General features: G+C 37.9%; 18 protein-coding genes and 1 pseudogene. 11 read left to right on the top strand and 8 right to left on the bottom strand.

All coding sequences use genetic code 11. From position 1 onward, the window contains the following. Positions 1–13: 13 nt before the first annotated feature. The 4 genes from P0N36_RS04650 to P0N36_RS04635 are packed head-to-tail and all read left to right on the top strand — an operon-like array spanning position 14 to position 3,287. Positions 14–922: a dihydrodipicolinate synthase family protein gene (locus P0N36_RS04650; protein WP_275841669.1), complete on the top strand. Its 909-nt coding sequence runs from the start codon at positions 14–16 to the stop codon at positions 920–922. A gap of 14 nt (positions 923–936) precedes the next feature. Further along, entirely contained in the window at positions 937–2,184 is a 1,248-nt protein-coding gene (locus tag P0N36_RS04645) for a glycerate kinase type-2 family protein (RefSeq protein ID WP_275841668.1), read from the top strand. 60 nt (positions 2,185–2,244) lie between these two features. Then, on the top strand, positions 2,245–2,592 hold the full coding sequence (locus tag P0N36_RS04640; protein WP_275841667.1) for a CidA/LrgA family protein: 348 nt from the start codon (positions 2,245–2,247) through the stop codon (positions 2,590–2,592). Further along, positions 2,580–3,287: an LrgB family protein gene (locus P0N36_RS04635; protein ID WP_330683953.1), complete on the top strand. Its 708-nt coding sequence runs from the start codon at positions 2,580–2,582 to the stop codon at positions 3,285–3,287. Before P0N36_RS04640 ends, P0N36_RS04635 begins: the two co-directional genes overlap by 13 nt. Before the next feature lie 526 nt (positions 3,288–3,813). On the opposite strand, the pseudogene P0N36_RS15655 reads toward P0N36_RS04635, so the two are convergent. After that, a pseudogene (locus P0N36_RS15655) lies at positions 3,814–4,506 on the bottom strand (ISNCY family transposase); the annotation flags it as partial. A gap of 564 nt (positions 4,507–5,070) precedes the next feature. Next, on the bottom strand, positions 5,071–5,769 hold the full coding sequence (locus P0N36_RS04625; protein ID WP_275841666.1) for a hypothetical protein: 699 nt from the start codon (positions 5,767–5,769) through the stop codon (positions 5,071–5,073). Between the two features lie 409 nt (positions 5,770–6,178). Between P0N36_RS04625 and P0N36_RS04620 the strand changes: the two genes are divergently transcribed. After that, positions 6,179–6,388 (top strand): hypothetical protein, encoded by a 210-nt coding sequence (locus P0N36_RS04620; protein WP_275841665.1) that lies wholly within the window; start codon positions 6,179–6,181, stop codon positions 6,386–6,388. 183 nt (positions 6,389–6,571) lie between these two features. After that, complete coding sequence (locus tag P0N36_RS04615; protein WP_275841664.1) at positions 6,572–6,922, top strand: NPCBM/NEW2 domain-containing protein; 351 nt, start codon at positions 6,572–6,574, stop codon at positions 6,920–6,922. 127 nt (positions 6,923–7,049) lie between these two features. Here P0N36_RS04615 and P0N36_RS04610 read toward each other — a convergent pair whose 3' ends face one another. The 4 genes from P0N36_RS04610 to P0N36_RS04595 form a co-directional block, all read right to left on the bottom strand. Then, positions 7,050–7,907 (bottom strand): thiamine pyrophosphate-dependent enzyme, encoded by an 858-nt coding sequence (locus P0N36_RS04610; RefSeq protein ID WP_275841663.1) that lies wholly within the window; start codon positions 7,905–7,907, stop codon positions 7,050–7,052. A gap of 2 nt (positions 7,908–7,909) precedes the next feature. Next, positions 7,910–9,595: a 2-oxoacid:acceptor oxidoreductase subunit alpha gene (locus P0N36_RS04605; protein ID WP_275841662.1), complete on the bottom strand. Its 1,686-nt coding sequence runs from the start codon at positions 9,593–9,595 to the stop codon at positions 7,910–7,912. A 714-nt stretch (positions 9,596–10,309) separates the two neighbouring features. After that, positions 10,310–13,954 carry a methionine synthase gene (gene metH / locus P0N36_RS04600; protein WP_275841661.1) on the bottom strand — a complete coding sequence of 1,215 codons (3,645 nt, stop codon included), beginning with the start codon at positions 13,952–13,954 and terminating at the stop codon, positions 10,310–10,312. A 107-nt stretch (positions 13,955–14,061) separates the two neighbouring features. After that, a complete protein-coding gene (locus tag P0N36_RS04595) occupies positions 14,062–15,246 on the bottom strand; it encodes an HD-GYP domain-containing protein (RefSeq protein ID WP_275841660.1) in 1,185 nt (394 codons plus the stop codon). Between the two features lie 274 nt (positions 15,247–15,520). Here P0N36_RS04595 and P0N36_RS04590 point away from each other — a divergent pair, with 274 nt between their 5' ends. Then, positions 15,521–16,744 (top strand): patatin-like phospholipase family protein, encoded by a 1,224-nt coding sequence (locus tag P0N36_RS04590; RefSeq protein WP_275841659.1) that lies wholly within the window; start codon positions 15,521–15,523, stop codon positions 16,742–16,744. 12 nt (positions 16,745–16,756) lie between these two features. On the opposite strand, the gene P0N36_RS04585 is transcribed toward P0N36_RS04590, so the two are convergent. Beyond that, complete coding sequence (locus tag P0N36_RS04585) at positions 16,757–17,437, bottom strand: SOS response-associated peptidase (protein ID WP_275841658.1); 681 nt, start codon at positions 17,435–17,437, stop codon at positions 16,757–16,759. Positions 17,438–17,488: 51 nt separating this feature from the next. Between P0N36_RS04585 and P0N36_RS04580 the strand changes: the two genes are divergently transcribed. The 4 genes from P0N36_RS04580 (at position 17,489) to P0N36_RS04565 (ending at position 20,805) form a co-directional block, all read left to right on the top strand. Further along, complete coding sequence (locus P0N36_RS04580; protein WP_275841657.1) at positions 17,489–18,490, top strand: aromatic acid exporter family protein; 1,002 nt, start codon at positions 17,489–17,491, stop codon at positions 18,488–18,490. 4 nt (positions 18,491–18,494) lie between these two features. Continuing rightward, positions 18,495–19,217, top strand: a complete 723-nt coding sequence (locus tag P0N36_RS04575) for a Crp/Fnr family transcriptional regulator (RefSeq protein WP_275841656.1) — start codon at positions 18,495–18,497, stop codon at positions 19,215–19,217. Positions 19,218–19,339: 122 nt separating this feature from the next. Beyond that, on the top strand, positions 19,340–19,579 hold the full coding sequence (locus P0N36_RS04570; protein WP_275841655.1) for a DUF1858 domain-containing protein: 240 nt from the start codon (positions 19,340–19,342) through the stop codon (positions 19,577–19,579). After that, positions 19,576–20,805 carry a DUF438 domain-containing protein gene (locus P0N36_RS04565; protein ID WP_275841654.1) on the top strand — a complete coding sequence of 410 codons (1,230 nt, stop codon included), beginning with the start codon at positions 19,576–19,578 and terminating at the stop codon, positions 20,803–20,805. The genes P0N36_RS04570 and P0N36_RS04565 overlap by 4 nt, the downstream gene beginning before the upstream one ends. A gap of 63 nt (positions 20,806–20,868) precedes the next feature. Here the strand turns inward: P0N36_RS04565 and P0N36_RS04560 are convergent, their stop codons facing one another. Beyond that, complete coding sequence (locus tag P0N36_RS04560) at positions 20,869–21,417, bottom strand: CDP-alcohol phosphatidyltransferase family protein (RefSeq protein ID WP_275841653.1); 549 nt, start codon at positions 21,415–21,417, stop codon at positions 20,869–20,871. Between the last annotated feature and the right edge of the window lie 19 nt (positions 21,418–21,436).

Below are 21,436 nucleotides of genomic sequence, written 5' to 3'. Positions count from 1 at the left end.
AGGAGGTAGTAAAATGTTGAGCATAGATGATTTAAAAGGCGTGATTCCACCGATTATTACGCCGGTAGATGAAAATGAGAAGGTGGATGAAGAAGGGCTTAAGAGGGTCATTGACTATGTTCTTGAAGGCGGCGTCCATGGTATTTTTGTCCTTGGAAGCAACGGTGAGTTCTATGCCCTTGATGAAGCCAGTCAGAAAAAAGCAGTTGAGATCACCGTAGCTCATGTAGACAAGCGGGTACCGGTTTACGCCGGAATAGGCGCAATCACCACCAGTGCTTGTATAAAAACAGCCCAAATGGCTGAAGCGGCAGGTGCAGATGCGGTCACTTTACTGACCCCTATGTTTATCAATCCCAATGAAGAAGAGATGTTGCATCATTTTAAAGCCGCTGCAGACGCTATTAAAATACCGGTAATCTTATATAACAATCCCGGTAAAACCACCAACAATATTTCTCCAGCCTTACTTAGAAAGCTGGCTCAAATAGAAAATATTATTGGCGTAAAGAATACATCTTTAGATTTTGCACAAACCATTGAATACATTAGAGTAACGGAAGACATTTCAAGCTTTAAGGTTCTAAGCGGAACAGATTATTATATCTATGGTACTTTAGCTTATGGTGGTGTGGGATGTGTTGCCGGTACCGCTAATGTGGCACCTAAACTGGTTGTATCCATCTATGAAAAATATATGGCTGGCGATTTAAAAGGGGCCATGGAAGACCAATACAAGCTTATACCCCTTAGAAACACTTACAGCTATGGCAGTTTTCCAGTAGTTATGAAAGATTGTATGAACCTGCTAGGTCTAAAGGTGGGTCATCCTATTAAGCCTATAGACCATTGTAGTGAAAGTAGAATGAATGACATAAGAAAAGTACTTGTGGATTTGGACTTGATTGAACCCTCGATTTGAAAGGTGATGGATGGATGAAAACAATGAGAGAAGATGGTAGTACAATTATAGGGAGCGCCATAGAAGCCGTATTGCCGGAAGCGGCAGTAATCAAAGCCCTTGAAAATAGGAAATTCTCAGGAAAAGTTGTGGTAATTGCAATTGGAAAAGCAGCATGGAATATGGCAAAAGCTACACAGCTAACTTTAGGTCAACAAATAAATGTCGGTCTTGTTATTACCAAATATGACCACGCAAAAGGACCTATTGATGGTTTTGAGATTGTTGAAGCGGGACACCCAATTCCAGATGGAAATTCAGTATTAGGTGCTTCAAAGGCCATCGCATTGGTCGAAAATCTAAGTGAAGAAGACCATGTTATTTTCCTTGTATCAGGTGGTGGTTCAGCTCTTTTTGAAAAGCCAATGCCCGGTATTATGTTAGAAGACATCATGGATATAACGGAGCAACTCTTAGGATGTGGCGCTGATATTGTAGAGATTAACACGGTTAGAAAGCATCTATCAGGTGTGAAGGGTGGCAAATTCGCCCTACATTGTAAAAAAGCGTCTATTTTTGCCATAGTTCTATCCGATGTTATTGGTGATCGATTAGATGCCATCGCTTCTGGACCGGCTTATCCGGATGGATCCACCTCTGAAGAAGCCCTTAAAATCATTAATAAGTATGATTTGACGGTTACAGATGAGATGTTAGAGGTTCTAAGCATCGAAACACCGAAGGAAATTACCAACTGTGAAACAGTGATAACCGGTAGTGTCAGCGCTTTATGTGACGCTGCGTCTGAATCAGCAAAAGCTCTGGGTTATCAGCCGATTATATTATCCTCCACCTTAGACTGCGAAGCCAAAGAGGCGGGTAAGTTTTTGTCCGCCATTGCGAGAGAAATACATAGTCATAAAACCCATCTCAAAAAACCAATTGCCATGATTGTAGGCGGTGAAACAGTGGTAAGAATTATCGGTAAAGGTATGGGCGGACGCAATCAGGAACTGGCCTTATCTGCAGCCCTTGGCATTGAAGGTCTTGAAGGAACTTTGATTTTTTCTGTCGGTTCAGATGGAACGGACGGTCCTACAGACGCTGCAGGGGGTATGGTGGACGGCACCACCGCAATGAAGATCAGAGCAACCGGCATGGAACCGGAAGTTTATTTGGATAACAACGATTCTTACCATGCACTTCAAGCCAGCGGCGATCTCATTATGACCGGTTCGACCGGTACCAACGTGAATGATCTCATCGTTCTGCTGTGTAAATAAATAGACAGACAAGTAATTAGAAACATTTAGAAACATGTTTGCATAAAGAAAGGCATCTCTATGAAATGGATTAGACAGATTATCATATTACTACTGATGGTGGTACTGGGTGAGATTCTTAATAAAGTTTTTAAGATACCCATACCAGGCAACATTATGGGTATGATACTTATGTTGCTGGCCCTTCAAACCGGTCTCGTCAAATTAGATCAAGTTGAAGGGATCAGCAAATTTCTGCTGAATCATCTTGCCATCTTGTTTATACCGGCGGGCGTTGGTTTGCTAGCCGTAACGGGCATGCTAAAAGAGAGCTGGCATATACTGGTTTTTATAGCCATTGTTACAACGATTCTGGTCATGGTGATGACGGCATGGGTGGTTCATGCTCTTAGGAGGTGGATGACATAGATGTAATTCTAACAACACCCATTTTTTGGGTACTGATTTCCTTAATGGCCTTTGAGATTGGTATTTGGATCAATAAGAAAACGAAAATATCACTACTGAATCCTTTGTTAATTGCCATCATTCTGGTTATCGTTGTACTGACATTCTTAAATATAGATCTTGAAACCTATAACCAAGGTGGGCAAATCATAAGTTTTTTCCTAGGACCTGCAACGGTTGCTTTGGCCGTGCCACTTTATAAGAATAGAGCCTTGCTGAAAACAAATGGCATACCCATACTAGTAGGCATAACCGTCGGCTCCTTTGTGAGCATTCTATCGGTCATTCTACTGTCGAAGTTATTTGATATTGAGCATATATTAGGCCTATCTCTGGTGCCCAAGTCCATAACAACACCGATTGGGATAGAAGTATCTAAGCAGATTGGCGGTATACCGGAGATTACCGTAGCGGCCATTGTCATGACCGGCATTACCGGTGCCATTATTGCTAGACTTGTATTTAAAGTATTACGACTTAAGGATTCTGTAGCCATCGGCGTGGCAATTGGCACATCAGCTCATGCCCTTGGAACAGGTGAAGCCATAAAAATGGGTGAAGTAGAAGGTGCCATGAGTGGCTTATCCATAGGCATAGCCGGATTGGTAACGGTCATATTGGCGCCCTTGGTGATTCGAATGCTAGGTTATTTTTAGGTTATAAATGAGAAAACATGAATAAGGGAGTGCTTGATAGAGTTCGTCCAAGTAGAAAGTCTAATTGATTATAATTAGGTTGCCTACTTGGATTTTTCAGTATTTTAATATCTTTTGAAATATGTAATTGACTTTGGCTATCTTTTAGCTAATTAAGGTCTATTTTTTGCATATTTTTTTTGTATTTTACCAATAGTTACGGACGGTTATCAGCTCTGTCATATAAGAAAACATAGGTATGACAGTATGAAATGAAATAGTAAAGTTGTGACCTTAGAAATAAAAGATAGGGGAATCAAAACTTGCATTTTCATTTGCGCCAACCCAAGATGATACCATCCAAAACATATATATATTGATTTATATGAGCAAAATTACTAGTAACCATTGGTACATTGAATGAAGGATTGTTTGAAGATTCATCATGGATTTATATAGGTAATTGCGAAACTCATTAGTTAAGAATAGTTAGAGACCCAGAAAACTAGGTTGTGGATAAAAATTTATATCTGAACAAGCATTGTGATTAACATGCAATTAATGGTTTCATGCTCCTGATGTATTTATGATTTTGTATCTTATCAGCAAGTATAATGGTGAGTAGTTGAGTAATTCCAGATAACAATAAGTCTGCATGTAATGTTTTAGCATTTTGAGTTTTACGATTAGCGATACAAAAACTATCTTTAAAATGATTGATGGTTTTTTCTACAACGCCTCGTTCTTTATAGGTAGTAATCCAATCATCCGTACCGCGAATTGTACCAGGATAAGCCCGAAGATCTTGTTCAGGATATATATAGATCATCCGCCCGCAGAGGGAATCGGTACTAGGGTTATCGCAGTTGTGACGCCGGCAACTCACGCCATCATCACACTTAGTCCACTTCATTTTGGGACAGACAAACTTGAATGTAGGCACTTTACAATGAAGATGTGATGTATTTCCTTCAGGTTTCATGGGAAGATTTGAATCATTCGGACAACAAGGTATACCATCATTGTTAATAGTATAGCTATTATTTTTTAAGGAAGATCTACTATTAAGAGGTATGTAAGATTTGTTGAAATTAAGGTCTGAAAACAATCTTTTATAAAGATGTATAGCATCAAAAGCAGAATCACCAAGGACGACGTCAGGTCTGATAAGTGGATGCTTGATGAAGAAATCAGTCAGGACGGGTAATAATGCTTTCGAGTCACTAAGAGATTTGTCATCAGCTTTCCTAAAAAAATTAATGTCAGTTCCATCACATGCAATAAGATTATATCCTTCATATTTCCTTGAACCTGGATAAAAATCATTGAACTCATGAAAAAGGAACTCGAAAGCTTCCGGCATGATTTTTTTGCGTTGTGGGTTGAATGCAGAGACGGTAGGCGTATCAGAAGAAAACCGAAAATACTCAAGCATCTCTTTAGAGAGAGATGCTCCTTCCATAGTGAGCATCATATGGATCATTGTTTCGAAATTTAATTTTCTATTTCGTATAAAATCACTTTCTGGATTTTCAGAAAACAAATAAGATACATTTGATACGTCGTGAATCAATTGAAATAGAACACTTTTTACCTCTGTTGCATAATTATTCTTCATAGAGAAACCTCCTTAGAATCTTATATATTCAAAGGGCTTCGCCACATTTTTTCGGGAATTTATCAAGTGTTTTTATATATTTTGTTAAAAAAAAAGAGTCTTATACTACTTAATTAGTATAAAACTCTTATGGTTTCTTAACTAAATGACATTGCTTTTTTGAGGGGTTTATTTTTGGTTGGTTAACTAGTAGATTCTATCAAAAGAATATGAGGCATATCTTACTGGTTCTTTAAATGTACCTTTTGACGTAATGTTATTACCGTATACTTTTGTAACCTGAGACCAAGTTCCTCTGTTTTCATAAAACTTACACCTAAATTCTCTTGAGTTGTAAGCAGAATCGTTTGGAGGTCCAGAAAATTGGCTGCCAACATAGACAACATAAGATGCGGTTCCAGCTAAATTAAGAGAACCATTTGGTATAGTACCTGTTATCGACGGACTTAATGAATAAGACTTAGTTGATGTTGCAGTGTAAACTTGTCCTCTTGCTGCAGATGCTATAAAACGATCAGATTGTAGTGCTGAATATGCTGTATATTTTTTTATTAAAGGACCAAATGTTACAGCACCATAATTTTGTACTTGAATTAATTCCGGAGAAGATTGGCTAATTAAAATTGACTCTCCTGCAATTCCAATTTCTTCAATTATTACATTAGCGGCATATAAATGGGCATTAATGATTTCTTCGATTTCTTTATCAGTAATGTCTTTTTTATATTCATTAGGAATTGTAACTGATACAGTTTGACCTTCAGAGTTTACAAATTGTTTTTTTGTTTCTTTTATTTCTTTAGTTGATGCAGCATAACTAATACTTGATGCAAATAATATGCATACAAAAACCAATACTAAAAGCTTTGTTAAATATTTTTTCATATTAAATTCTCCCTAACCCCTCCGATAGAGAATATCTTATACTTACCAAATAGTCAATAACATCTGTAAAAGAACACACAAAAGACACAATTATCAGGATTTATATTGATATATTAGTAGACGTAAGTATACTGCAATGTTTGTACTCGAAAGTGTGGTAAATACAATTAGCTTTAATAAAGAACTGGTTGGTGGCTAGTTAGATCTTTCAGGTGAAGGCTTTCTTTTTACTAGTAGTTGATATATAAGCATATAAGAAAATGGAATACAAGTAGTAAGCTTTGTATAAAGCTTACAGAGTTTTCGCTATTAGAAAATAAAAAAATTCATAGCTTTACGCGGGGAGTTAAATGGGTTAAACTGAATCTTAATAAAGTATGATGACGCTTGCGTCGCATAGGAGGAGATTATGAAATTTAATAAAGAGAACTGTTTCATTTTTTTATCGGGTATAATCCTGCTTTCTTCATGTGTATTGGCAACTGGATTATATAGTATCAACATGTATAATAGCTTAACAGGTGAACTATATAGACCAATTAGTTTAGGCTATATCCTGAGTTTTATCATTATTGTGTTTGGAGTTATACTTATGCTTGAAAGAAAAAGTAAGTTATAGCATGAAATGATAACTTAATAAAAGTTGTAATTGTCAGTTGACACAAGTTTTTTATACTAAATTAATGAAAAAGGCTGAATTGTAAGAATAAAATCTAAAAAGTTGGCGGATTTAATGTTTAATTATTCTGTTAATTCAGATGAATCAGAAAGTTTTAACAACAAATTCTAACTTGAAGGAAAGGTGTATAATCAAGGGTTGGGGTCAAATGGAATTACAATAGATGGATTAGACAAAAGAGGCTATTCTTCTCTTGATTATACAATTATAAAGGGTCAGGTTGATAATATAAGTGGAATTTTCGGATTTGATGACAACACTAAAATCAAACCCAATAGCAAACTTATTATTTTGGCTGATGGAAAAATCATTTTTGAGAGTAAGTATATTAATGACATTACAAACAGTTTAGAAATAAATACAGATATAAAAAAAGAAACCAAAGTAATTACTTTTAGATTTGAAACAGAAATAAAATCAGATGTTATACCATCTATTTTATTTGTTGATATTAAAGTAAGAAAATCATCTTAATTTTAGAGGGACAGTTCTTTCGGTTAAATTAGATTCTAGTAGTCATAATCTTAGGTTCCTTCGTTACTGTTTAAATGCCATCATAGAAAAAAGAAGCGGCCATTAACTTGGCGGCTTCTTTCTTGTTTTATGCTTCTATTTTCAGTAGAGCGTTGACTTTGTCGATGTCTCTTTTACGTTGAACTATTGGTGTATCATTTTGTTGGTATAACCAAGTACGATTGTTGAAAGAGACTTTATTCTTATTCTGATAGATGACACCTAATGCGAATTTATCTGTGTCTAGGGCTTTTTTCATAGCGGACTCAAAGTCACTTGAGTCATAACCTTCTTCAAGTGGATAACTATGTTCTTTATACCACTTAAAGGTGTTGACCTTATTAAAGGTAACGCAGGGATGAAGGACATCAACGAGGGCATAGCCTTCATGATCAAAAGCAGCCTTTAATATTTTCTTAAGTCCCTCCATGTCACCGGAGAAGGCTCTAGCAACAAAAGTGGCGCCAAGGGTCATGGCTACAGGTAAAGGATTGATGGGGTCGTTGATGACGCCGTTGACTTGGACAGGGGTCTTGAATTCTAAGGGACTGGTCGGTGCTGCTTGTCCTTTTGTTAAGCCATAGACCATGTTGTCATGAACGATGTGGACAATATCCGGATTACGCCTGACATTGTGGATAAAATGGTTACCGCCTTCACCATACATATCCCCGTCACCGCCTTCTGCAATGACTGTTAGATGTGGGTTGGCTGCTTTTATAGCGACGGCTACCGGTAGACCTCTACCATGAAGACCGTTGAAATAATTCGTATTAATGTATTGGGGCATTTTAGCCGCTTGACCGATACCGGAGGCCATGACCACTTGGGTTGGATTTAAATCCATTTCTTGCAGGGTTTCTATTAAGACCTTACGGATGGAGAAGTTCCCACAACCGGGGCACCATGCTATATCTGTTGATTGATCCATTTCAAAATGTTTCATGATTATACCTCCTTCATATAGGCAACAACTTCTTCAATAGAAAAAGGTTCGCCATTGTATTTTAATAGATTTTGATTCACGGTAACACCAAGTTCTAATAAAAGAATTTTGGAGAATTGAGCCGATGCATTGTTCTCGACGTTGATGATGGTATCCGCTTGATCAAAATATTTTTTAATATCTTGATGGAGTGGGAAAGGTTGCTTTATATATAAATAAGCGGTTTCGCCATCACCATATTGGTCTACATACTCTTTGAGAACACCATAAGTAGAGCCCCATCCGACAATGAGCTTCTTATAAGACTCAGGACCGATTAATTCAGGGTACTGATAGTCTGCCATAAGTAAGTCTTTTTTGGATAAACGCTTTTCATTCATTTGAATTCTAACATCAAAAGATTCGGTGATGGTACCTTCTTCAGTATGTTCATCACTGTCACACTTGACCAGACCGTCACCATAACCCGGTATGGATCTAGGAGAAAGACCATCTTCTGTTATGGTATATCTTTTATAATCTTCTGTACTTTTAACAATCGAAGATTCCAGGTATTTTGCATCCAGTTCAAAAGGTGCCATCTGGAATTTGGAGTCCACTAGGAATTGATCGGTTAATAAAAAAGTAGGTACTTGATATTTATCAGCAAAATAGAAGGCTTTCTGAGCCAGTTCAACAGCATCCTTCATATGTCCGGGTGCATAAATAATACGTGGGAATTCACCATGACCGGCATAGACAGCTAGGTTTAAGTCTTCCTGAGCGGTTCTTGTAGGTAAACCTGTACCAGGTCCTGGTCTTTGAGCGATATGCGCAACACAAGGTGTTTCTGTAATACCGGATAAACTCACGGCTTCTTCCATAAGAGCAAACCCACCACCAGAGGTCGTGGTTAAAGCTCTTGCACCGGCATACCAAGCGCCAATGTTCATATTAAGGGCCGCAATCTCATCTTCAGCTTGTTCTACAAAAATACCGAAGTCATTGGATTTGCCAGCCAAATAGGTGAGTAAACCGGTACCTGGGGACATAGGATAAGCCGATATGAAATTGCATCCACCGCCAAGAGCGCCAATGCCAAGAGCTTCATTACCGGAGAGTACCATAAGGGGCTCATCCTCTCGGGTCTGCAAATCATGATGCTCTTGATAAGCCTGTCCCAGTTCATAACCGGTTTTAAAAGCTTTAATATTACCATCTAAAATCTTATCTTTTTTGTGTGAAAAGCGCTCATTAATTAAAGCATGACAGTGATCCTGATCTAGAGCCAGCATACCGGCAATATGACCAAATAGGACTGTATTACCAAAAAGAACACTTCCGGCTTTCTTCGCATAATCATTCAGTGTAAAAGGCACAAAAGTACCAACCAATTGGTCCCGTTCTTCATCACTTAGAAAATCTTCTTCACCAAAAATCTTGGCATCATCAGAAACTCTTTTTGTAACACGATAAAAGCTATGATTGTTGAGCAGATAAAGGAAATCAATATGTGACCTATAAGCAGCAACCGGGTTATTGCTTATACGAATTTCCAAAGTGTTGTTACCGCCTCTAACGCGGCTCATGACTTCTTGAGTAGCAAATACATAATATGATTTTGAAATGGCCTTAACCAAAAAATCTTCTAAGGTTTGAAGGCCTTGTCCGGCTTCGCCGGATAAAACGATTGAAAGTTCTTGTTTCATTCTCGTACCTCCTAAAGTAAAATATTGTCCGACCTCGTCAAGTCGAAAGATTATTGATGAATCCAGTTAAATATATAGTAAAGATACAGTAAAAGATATAGTAATTGAAATTAATTATCAGTTAATTACAATTATAGTCGAGCACGATTGGAAATGCAACCCATTAGAAAAAGAAAAAAGTTTTATGATTTTTATTTACTTCTAAGCACTATTCCTTTAGATCAGGTTTTTTATTAGTTTTACTTCGGATAAACATCACAAAGTAATATTGTATATGCCATATGACTAGTTAAGGCTAACAGTAATACCAAAGTAGCCAACACCGACCATGAAGTTCCTGGAAGCAGGTCTGTATGGTGAGGCTCATAAGAAAGTAACCTCATGCATCATGTCAGTCTTCAAGACATGATGCTAGAATGAAAACTTTCTTATGAAATTTGCAAGTCAGCATGGATGCTGACCGTCGACTTTTGGTGCATGGATGCACCAATCGGAGACCGTAATCATACAGTCTGTGGAAGGGTTTTCATGGGACCCCTCTAAAAAATACTTTTGTATCATAATAGTATTTAATACAATATATAAAAAAAACAGGATTCAAGCGATACTCACTTAGAAACCTGTTTTCATATTTATCATAGACCGTAATCATACAGCCTGTGGAAGGGTTTTCATGGGACCCATTTAGAAACTAAATCTTTTATTCCTTGACCCCTAATACTTAATCCGTGTCCGAATCTGTTTCTGCGCTTCCTCCACAGAAACACCCTTCCTCTTAGCATAATCTATAACTTGATCTTCACCAATATGATACAAATCAAAATAATAACTGTCCTTGTGAGCCAGATATAAACCACAAACACTGGCCCCCGGTATCATCATATAATTCTCTGATAAAGTCATACCAATACGATCCTCTACCTCCAACATCTCAAAGAAAGCCTTCTTCAGGGAATGATCAATAAGAGAAGGATAGCCAAAAGCAGGGCGAATACCTCTATATTTGGCCCTTAGCAAATCATCAAGAGATAAGCTTTCATCAGCCGCATAACCCCAATAAATTCTTCGTACATCCTCATGAAGCTTCTCAGCAAAAGCTTCCGCAAGACGATCAGCTAAGATCTTAATCATAAGGCTCTTGTAATCATCGTTTTCATTGTCATAGGTCGCTAACATATCTTCAATGCCAATACCGGCAGTAACCGCAAAAGCACCAACATAATCTTTAAGACCACTGTCTTTAGAAGCAACAAAATCACATAAAGACACATAATCAGAATCCTTTTTCTGTTGACGGTACATAGGATAGGTAACAAGACTTTGGTCCGTCTTTAGAACCAGATCATCATTCTCCTCATAAGCTTCGTAGAAACCAAGAACGCCTTTACAGGTCAAGGACCGATTCTTACTTAGATCAGCCAACATATCATGGGCATCCTTATAAAGCTTAACAGCTTCAGGACCGATAATCGGATCATCTAAAATATCGGGATATTTTTTCTTCATTTCCCAAGCCATAAAGAAGAAAGTCCAATCGATATAAGGTAGTAAAGCATCGATACTGGTTTCAATAACTTTCTCACCTAGAAAAGTTGGCTTGACAATTGCATCCTCACTAAAATCATAGTTAGGCTTTAAAGACCGAGCGGTTTCAAGGGTTACTAGAGGTGCAATATTCTTACCGGATAAATCTTCTATTCGTTTATACTCTTTATAAACATCGGTAACAAAATCAGCTTTTTTATCATCGTTCTGTAAAGCTTTGGCAGCTTCAACCCCTTTGGTAGCATCTTGCGCATAGATAATCGGATAATCATAAGCAGGACAGATTTTTAGAGCTGTATGAAGTCGACTGGTAGTAGCACCGCCAATAAGAAGAGGTATGGTCATACCGGCGTCCTTCATCATGGAAGCCATCGTAACCATCTCATCTAAGGAAGGGGTGATAAGACCACTTAAGCCAATCATATCCACCTTTTCTTTTTGAGCGGTTTCAAGGATTAACTCCGGTGACACCATAATACCCAAGTCAATGATTTCAAAGTTGTTACATTGAAGCACCACACTCACAATATTTTTACCAATATCATGAACATCACCTTTAACCGTAGCCATCAAGATTTTACCGGAGGAATTGGACTTTGAGGTAACATTTTCTGCTTCAATATAAGGAAGCAGATGGGCAACCGCCTTCTTCATAACCCTCGCACTCTTGACCACTTGAGGTAAAAACATCTTACCCTCACCAAAAAGGTCACCCACTTCACTCATGCCGGCCATAAGTGGTCCTTCAATAAGATCGATGGCAGATGGAAAGGAGGATCTAGCCTCTTCTAGGTCCGAAGTAACATAATCAGCAATGCCTTTTATCAACGCTTTTTTAAGTCTAACTTCAACAGCCTCAAGACGCCATGGGTCCTCTTTTACTTCATTTTGACTACTTTTAGCTTGGGCGGTACTGGCATATTCAATTAAAGCATCTGTAGCGGTATCCGTTTTATTAAAAATAACATCTTCAACTAACTTAAGAAGCTTAGGTTCAATATCATCATAAATCTGAATCAAACCTGGGTTCAAGATGGCCATATCTAGACCGACCTTAATGGCATGATAGAGGAAAACTGAATGCATAGCTTCACGAATGGTATCATTGCCTCTAAAAGAAAAAGATAAATTACTTAGACCACCGCTGGTTTTGGCAAAAGGTAGATTTTTCTTAATCCATTCAACAGCGTAGATAAAGTCAAGGGCATAATTATTGTGTTCTTCTATACCTGTGGCAATGGCAAGAATATTGACGTCAAATATAATGTCTTCCGGTGGGAAACTAACTTTTTTGGTAAGCAAGTCGTAAGCACGTTTTGCAATATCTATTTTACGGGCAAAACTATCGGCTTGACCTTTTTCATCAAAAGCCATAACGACGACTGCGGCACCAAAAGTCTTGATGATCTTCGCCTGATATAAAAATTCTTCTTCTCCGTTTTTTAAAGAAATGGAATTGACGACCGGTTTGCCCTGAATGGCTTTTAGGCCGGCCAATATAATGGACCATTTTGAAGAGTCTATCATGACAGGAACTTTGGAAATGTCCGGCTCAGATCCAATCAGCTTTAAGAAAATCTCCATTTCCTTTTCACCGTCTAAGAGACCGTCATCAAGATTAACATCGATAATCTGTGCACCATTTTCTACCTGTTGACGGGCAATGGTTAAAGCTTCTTCGTATTGTTTTTCACGGATTAAACGGGCGAATTTTCTGGATCCTGAGACATTGGTACGCTCACCTATGTTAACAAAATTAATGGCTTTTGTAATATGCAGCGGCTCTAAGCCGGCCAAGGTCGTCTGTGGAATCAATGGATTTGGTATATGGGGCACACTTTTTTTTACTGTACTTGCAATGGCTCTGATGTGTTCAAAAGTTGTACCGCAACAACCACCTACGATATTGACATGACCGTTTTGAATCAGTTCTAAAAGAAGTGTGGCGGTTTCTTCCGGCAACTCATCATATTCACCCAGTTCATTTGGAAGACCTGCATTGGGGTAGACACTAATAGGTAAATCGGTCAAGTGACTGATCTCCTTAACATATGGAATTAAGTCCTTAGCACCGAAAGCGCAATTTAGACCGATGCAAAAAACATGGTCGTTTTTCATGGATTCAACAAAAGCTGCCAGCGTTTGGCCAGACAGAGTACGACCGCTTTTATCGGTTATGGTTCCGGAGATCATGATGGGCAATTGAACACCCTTTTGCTGATAAACGGTTTCACAGGCGATGATAGCAGCTCTGGCATTGAGACTGTCAAAAATGGTTTCAATCAGTAAAAAATCCACACCGCCGTCAATAAGTCCTTCAATTTGAAGGACATAGTTATCATGAACATCTTCAAAAGTGACAGCTCTATAGCCGGGATTCTCGACATCCGGTGAAATAGAAAGGGTCTTGTTGGTCGGTCCGATTGCACCGGCAACAAAACGTGGTTGATTAGGCGTTAACTCGGTAAACCGATCAACACATTTTCTGGCTATCTTAGCAGCCTCCCTATTTATTTCATAAACATAATCTTGGGTATCGTAATCCGCTTGAGAAAGACTTGTGGCATTGAAGGTATCTGTTTCTATGATATCTGCACCGGCCTCAAGAAATTGGTTATGTATGGTTTCGATGATTTTTGGATTGGTTAAAACAAGAATGTCGTTGTTGCCCTTAAGAGAAGAAGGGTGATCTTTAAATCGCGCACCTCTAAAATCAGCTTCACTGAGTTTAAAGCCTTGTATACTGGTGCCCATGGCACCGTCGAGTATGAGAATTCTGGATCTTAATACATTGATAAGTTGATCTTTATTCATAGTGAGGCTCCTCATCCTTGATGCAATCTGGGGTTTGATTGATAGCATTATACCACGGACTTTAATAGGGTGCAAGATGAGAGGCATTGGTGTAATTCTTAAGAAGGTTATAGAATACTTGAAGCGTATTTTTCTTTTTCTTCTGCTGTCATTTGGTAGAAGGCGTTCTGATCAATGGTGGCCCTAAAATCTTTGGCAAAATCAGAAGGGTTCCAAGTATCAATAATGAACAAAGTGAAGTGTTTGGTTAAGTCGACTTCTTGGACATCGATGCTTCCTTTTTTCACATTAAAGTCAATAATCTGGACGTTTGGTCTAGTAGGGTTTTGATGCCTATATAGGGAAACGATGCCGATTCTACCATCGGACAATAAAACACCCTGTCCGTTAGGAAAGATGCAGATGGTACTTGTCATCTGACGATAAACCTCAGGGTCAATTTTATAAACGGCATCCTTCATGAGAATCTCAAGAGCCGTATGTATAGGCATTTTTTTTCGGTAGGTTCGGTTGGAGGTCATGGCATCGTACATGTCACATACAGTGATGAGTCTTATGTACAAGGGAATTTCCATACCTACTAATCCGAAAGGATAGCCGGTACCATCCATCTTTTCATGATGGTAGCGGATGATTTGCTTAACAGAATAAGGCAAAGTTTCGATATCTTTAACCATCTGATAGCCATATTCAGGGTGCATTTTCATTTCTTTTTTCTCAAATTCAGTCAGTTCAGCTGGCTTACGAACCAAGTTAACTACTTTGGCCTTACCAATATCATGAAGGAGAGCACCTAAAGCTATATCTTTGATTTCTTTCTCATTGTAGTGCATGGATTTAGCTGTTAATATACTTAAGATTGCGACGTTCACACTATGTCTATAAGTATAGTCATCTGAATCCATAAGTTCTGTTACTGTATATAGAAGCTTTTCAGAAGTATAAAGGGTTGCCATTAGAGACTCAACAACGTTCACCACTAAATCAATGTGTTCGTTAGGTATGGCTGGATTCAATCCTGTTTTTTCATTATGAATCATATCTACAAAAACGATTTGAACCGCCTCGATGGATGTTTTTATATTTTCTTTACTAACAAGGTCATTTGGCTTTAGAGACTGAGACAGTTGATCGAGGGTTCTGAAATAATTACCATTATGCTTCTTAAGCTTTGATAAAAGTTCATAACTAATAATGGCACCTTTACTGATTAGAAGGTGACCCTCATCATTATAAACAGAATCTGTAATTGTCTCACCTAGCCCTAGGTCATGCAGTGTGTAATCATCCATAAGTTTTGCTCCAATGATGATATGAGTTTAGTAGTCTTACTTATAAAGCCATTGCACCATGCAACGGATAGTTGCTTGTGCCTATATTGTACCACTAAGTGGAATGAGAATACAATTCGAATCGTTGAAATCAGCCAATATTTCTCATATTTCATACATATTATCGGCTTAAACGTATAAAAAATGAACACCTAAAAGATAAAACGTCAATTTTTTTTAATTTCCTAGGATGTTGACTATGATATAATGAGAATAAGTATTTAAGGAGGTGTTTATGGTGGTGGGTATGGTTTTAGAAGGTGGCGGTGCAAAAGGCGGTTATCAGATTGGTGTCTGGAAAGCTCTAAGAGAATTGGAAATAAAAATTGGTTGCGTGACAGGCACATCCATAGGTGCCATTAACGGTGCCTTGATTGTTCAAGATAAGTTCGATGAGGCATACAAATTGTGGTACAATGTGGATTCACGTTTGGTGATTAAAGATGATCCGGAGATTTACCAACAGTTGATAAACCGTGACATAGATATTAAAAATATCCAGATGTATTTTGAATATGTAAAAAAAATAGTCAAGCAAAAAGGTCTTGATGTAGAACCTTTGAGAGATCTTATTGAAAAAGAGGTCGATGAAAGACGTATTCGTAGCTCAAACATTGATTTTGGTTTGGTGACGGTCTCACTATCGGATTGGAAGCCTATGGAGCTGTACGTGGATGATATAGAAGAAGGAAAAATCAAAGATTATTTGTTGGCGTCTTCATTTTTACCCGGTTTCAAACCTCAAGTCTTAGATGGAAAGAAATTCCTAGATGGTGGCTTTTTTGATAATTTACCCATCAATATGATGGCGAAAAAGGGTTATAAAGAGATTATCGCAGTAGAACTTAATGCAATGGCCCTTGTACAACCTGTTAAGAACAAAGAGCTGGTTATTAGAAGAATCAGGCCTTCAGGGGATGTAGGTAGGTTGTTGGAGTTTGATAAGGAACGTTCTAGGAACAATCTAAAAATGGGATATCTAGATACGATGAAGTCATATGGTAAATGTCAGGGCAGTGCATATTATTTGACGGACATACCTGAAGAATCTGTTTTCTTTAATAAGTTGCTTCAAGTGTCCGATGAACAGATTCTATCCATGGGGAAAATCATTGGCTATGAAGCAGGCTATCCTAAAAGAATCATGCTGGAAGTTATTGTATCGGAGTTGTGTGAGATGCTAGGGTTTGACTTGTCCATGACTTATGGGGAAATTGTTCTTGGGGCTTTGGAGTATTTGGCTGCAGCAACCAATATAGAGCGTCTAAAAATCTATGATTATGAAACATTTTTAAGTATGATTCTAAGAAAATGTGAGAAAGCACCTCAGAAAACTTTTGACATTGAGTTCATGCCGAGTATATTAAGAAGACAAAGTTTGGTGCAAAAAACCTTCAAAGAAGAACTATTGATGAAATGGTTGGTTATGATGGCCACTCAAGAAAATAGTGCATCATAAAGACAATTCACCTTATAAAGGTCGAATACAATCTACATGGTCAATCTTGGTATTATTGACAAGAGTTGAAACGGGGTACATGGTCATTTGCTGTGAGGCATAAGGCGATAGCATGGATGTAAGCTCTAAAACATTCCTATTAGAAGGGTTTAACCAATTAGAGATTTGATTGGGTTCTAAAATAACAGGCATACGGTTGTGGATGTTCTTAATCATATCATTAGCTTGGGTCGTTATGATCGTGCAGGTAAATATAGTGGTATTGTTTGCTGTCTTATTAGAAGACCAGAGCCCAGCCATGGGCATAAGGAGGCTATCTTTTAAGGTGATTCTGTAGGGGGTTCGATCTTCGCTGTGACTTTGCCATTCATAAAAACTGGAAACCAGAATCAAACACCGCTTAGAAATAAAAGCATCTTTGAATGTAGGCTTATGGGACAAGGTCTCACTTCTGGCATTGAATAATTTGTTACCAATCTTCTTGTCTTTTGACCAGGAAGGTACAAAAACCCATTTCAAATAACCGGCCCGGTTGGAGGCACCATCATTGATAACGGACAAGACAGGTTGACTTGGGGCTATGTTGTATCTGGGTTTGTAATGGTCCAGAGACATTTTTTTAACGCCATAGGCATCGTTTAAGATATCTCTTAAAAGCTGTATATCTAGTTCCAAGGTTACACGTCCACACATAGACTGACCTCCTTAATTATTTTGTCAACTTTCCCATGAGAGGAGAAATTCATGAAACTGTTGATGTATAGATCCGTTAAAATTGCTTTAGGGGTAATTGGCGCTATTTTTCTGGCAGAAGCGATTGGCCTAATGTATAGTACAACAGCAGGGGTCATAGCCATGCTGAGCATATTAGACACCAGAAAGCAAACGCTTTATGTGGGTTTCAAACGTATTTGGACTTCATTAATGGCAATCCTCATTGTAACGGCACTCTTTGCCATATTGGGGCACACTCTTTTAGTATTTGGGCTTTTTTTACTATTATATGTACCCTTGATGACATGGCTCAAAGCCTCAGAAGCCTTAACGGTAAATACTGTTTTGGTGACCCACATCTATACCCTTCAGTCATTAGGGGTGGGTATACTAGTAAATGAGATGGCCTTAACCATCATTGGTGTAATGGTTGCTTGGGTTCTTAACATACATATGCCCAATCTGGAAAATGAAATCAGAAATCTTCAGATGGAGGTAGAAGATAGGATTAAGGTCATACTTGAACAGATCAAAGCAAAATTAATGGGTCAGGAAAAATCTGTGTCAACAGAGTTGCTTAAAGAATTAAAAAAGCAATTGGATGAAGGCACAAAAAAAGCCTATATCTATCATAATAACTATATTTTAAAAGACCATCGTTATTTTATCAAGTATTTTCAAATGCGAAAAGAACAGTATCGTGTGCTTAGACATATGGACGAGCTTTTCCATGAGACATTTATAACAGTTAAAGAAGCCTTACCCATCGGTGACTTTACCCATCGCCTTGCTACTGAATTGAATGAGTGTAATGATGGTCAAGACTTGTTAATGGTCTTGAAAGCCTTAAAAAATCATTATAAAGCGTCTGAATTACCTAGTACAAGGGCAGAATTCGAGCATAGAGCGACACTATTTCAATATTTGAACGACTTAGAACACTTTATTGAGATAAAATCCAGGTTTATGGTGGACTATGGTGAGATTGTGTATTGTCATCATGCTAACAGAGCAATTAACGGAAGGATGTGATTAAATGCAAGTCACCCGTCAATGTAAACACTGTCAACATAAGCTTTGCGCCAAACGTGTTCCAATTTTCAGCACGATGTCAACGGAAGAGATTAATGAGATCACAGACTTGATAATCCGAAAAAGCTATGCCAAAGGCGAAGCCATTATAACAGAAGGAGAGACGATTGACCGTCTAATCATCATTAATTCAGGGAAGGCCAAAGGCTGTAAATACAGCATAGATGGTAAAGAACAGATTCTCTATCTCTATTCGGATGGCGATTTTTTTGGAGAAAGAAATCTACTTACGAATCTTAAAGCAAGTTATAGTATTGTAGCCTTAGAAGCGGTGCATGTGTGTATGATCTTAAAAGCAGATATACGACAACTTATAAAAAATCATCCGGAAATAGGCCTTAAGATTATGGAAGAGTTGACGATAAAATTGGAACGTCTTGAGAATACCATTGAACAAATGGGAACGAGAACAGTGGAAATAAGAGTTATTGGAGCGCTTCTTGAGTTTGCAGAAAAATTTGGGATGGAAAAAGAAACTGGAAGGATGGTAGCATTGCCATTAAGCCGAGAAGGTATAGCCAGCTATATTGGTGTTACCAGAGAAACTGTAAGTAGAAGTATGAATGCCCTTGATGAAGAAGGTTTGATTAAAATAATTGGCAATAAAAAAGTATTCATTGAAAACATGGCGGCCTTGAAGAACAGATTTAGCGAAACTAAGTTGTGACCTATAGATCAATTAATCAATAAAAAAAATGTGCGCTAGCTCACAGTTTTTATTTGAAATAAATGTAAAATGGTTATAGAAAGAAAAGTGAGAATCATAGCTGTATTGAATGAGGTGATTGTATGAATATTGATTTTAACAAAAGCATTTATGAATTATGTAAAGAAGATTCGAAAATTATAGAAATTATGATGTCTTTGGGCTTTACAGATATAACGAAACCGGCAATGTTAAATACAGTTGGTAAAATGATGACCATAACCAAAGGTGCCAGAATGAAAAATATGGACATCACAACCATTAAAAAAAGATTTATTGAACAGGGTTATACCATAGGTGAGGAAAAGGAGGAACCAAAATGAGTGAATTTATTGATAACCAATCAAAGAAGCAAGAGGTACTTAAAGGACTGATTAAAAGACTACACGAAGGACAAACCGTAGATGAAGTCAAAGCAGAATTTGCAAAGCATTTTGAACATGTATCACCAACAGAAATCAGTACACTTGAAGCAGCACTTATTCGTGAGGGCATGCCAGTTGAGGAGATTCAGAGTCTTTGTGATGTCCATGCAGAAGTATTTAAGGGATCCATTGAAGAAATACATGCACCAAGAGAAGAACATCAGATTCCGGGTCATCCTGTAGGCACGTTTATAAAAGAAAATAGGGCTATTGAAGCTTTAATTGATAAAAAACTTTTGCCTGTTCTGGGCGCGTATGAGTTTGAACAAAGTCAAGCCAATAAGAATGCCCTGCAAAGTATCTTAAATCAACTGAGACAAATAGATATACATTATGCCCGTAAAGAGAATCTGTTATTCCCTATTATGGAAAAGCATGATATAACAGCACCACCTAAAGTGATGTGGGGTGTGGATGATGAAGTGCGGCAAGAACTAAAAGGCATAGCTCTACAACTAGAAGCCGACGAGAATATCAACTATATTATTGACGCTATACATGAGACTGTTCATAAGATAAAGGAAATGATCTTCAAAGAAGAAAACATATTATTTCCAATGGTGATTGATACTTTCAGTGAAGAGGAATGGCTAGAAGTCCTTGAAGGCAGCGATGAGTTTGGCTATTTAATTGAACCGCCTATAAAAATATGGCAACCCAATATGGGTAAAGAGACAAAGCCTTTAGAACAGCCTTTTGGCGCACCGGATGTAGACAATAAGCTCATAAAGTTTGATGCAGGTGTACTGACGCCAGAAGAAATCAACGCTATTATGAATACCTTACCGCTAGATGTTACTTTTGTAGATGCCAATGGTTTAGTAAAGTACTTTTCTCAAGGAGAAGAACGTATATTTCCAAGAGCAAAGACCATCATCGGTAGAGAAGTGAGCAATTGTCATCCACCGGCAAGTGTCCATATCGTTGAACAAATTGTTGAAGATCTTAAGAGTGGTCGAAAAAGTCACGAAGATTTTTGGATAAAAATGGGTGAGCAATTTGTCTATATTCGTTACTATGCTGTACGTAACAGTGAAGGCACTTACTTAGGCGTTCTTGAAGTTACCCAAAACATTAAGCCGATCATAGCGCTTGAAGGAGAAAAACGCTTGATGACGGATTGATCATTGGCCCAAAATAATAAGACGGTCACTGTTTTTTAGTGGCCGTCTTTTTTGTTCTACTCATTACTTATTACCCAAATTGGGTTTTATATTTATAAAATAATGTCGAATATAGGAAATGAGTGCGACGAGCTTTAGTAATATAGCGGACCCAATGAGTAAAATACTGACAAAAGAACCTGGATAAAGTATAGTGATAAAAATAGCAAAGGAAAACAAAACAGTTGCAGCCTTACCAAAGTAATTAGAAGCCATGACCGTGCTCTCTTTTCTAAAGTACATGTAGATTCCGGTGATGATCATGGTTAACTCCTTGAAAATGACGATGAGTGTCAACCAGACAGGGATGGCTTCATCAATAGCTAAACAAGTAATGGCCATCAGTTGCATTAGTTTATCAGCAAGTGGATCTAGGACAGTACCAATCTTGGTAATTAAATTATAGTGCCTTGCCAAAAACCCATCAAGAACATCAGTGACACCGGCTAAAACAAAAATGCCAAGAGCCAGATAATGGGCGTTTGGCAGATTCGAAAAATAAACATAAGCAAATAGAGGTACCATGCCGATTCGTAGAGTCGAGAGTATGTTAGGTACGTGCTTAAGCATCATTCTTACCTCCATAGTAGAT

Origin of the sequence: Petrocella sp. FN5, from assembly GCF_029210395.1 — a bacterium.
In the GTDB taxonomy this organism is placed as follows: Bacteria; Bacillota; Clostridia; order Lachnospirales; family Vallitaleaceae; genus Petrocella.
The sequence above is the reverse complement of the archived record's forward strand: the minus strand, read 5'-3'. Positions and strand labels throughout refer to the sequence as shown.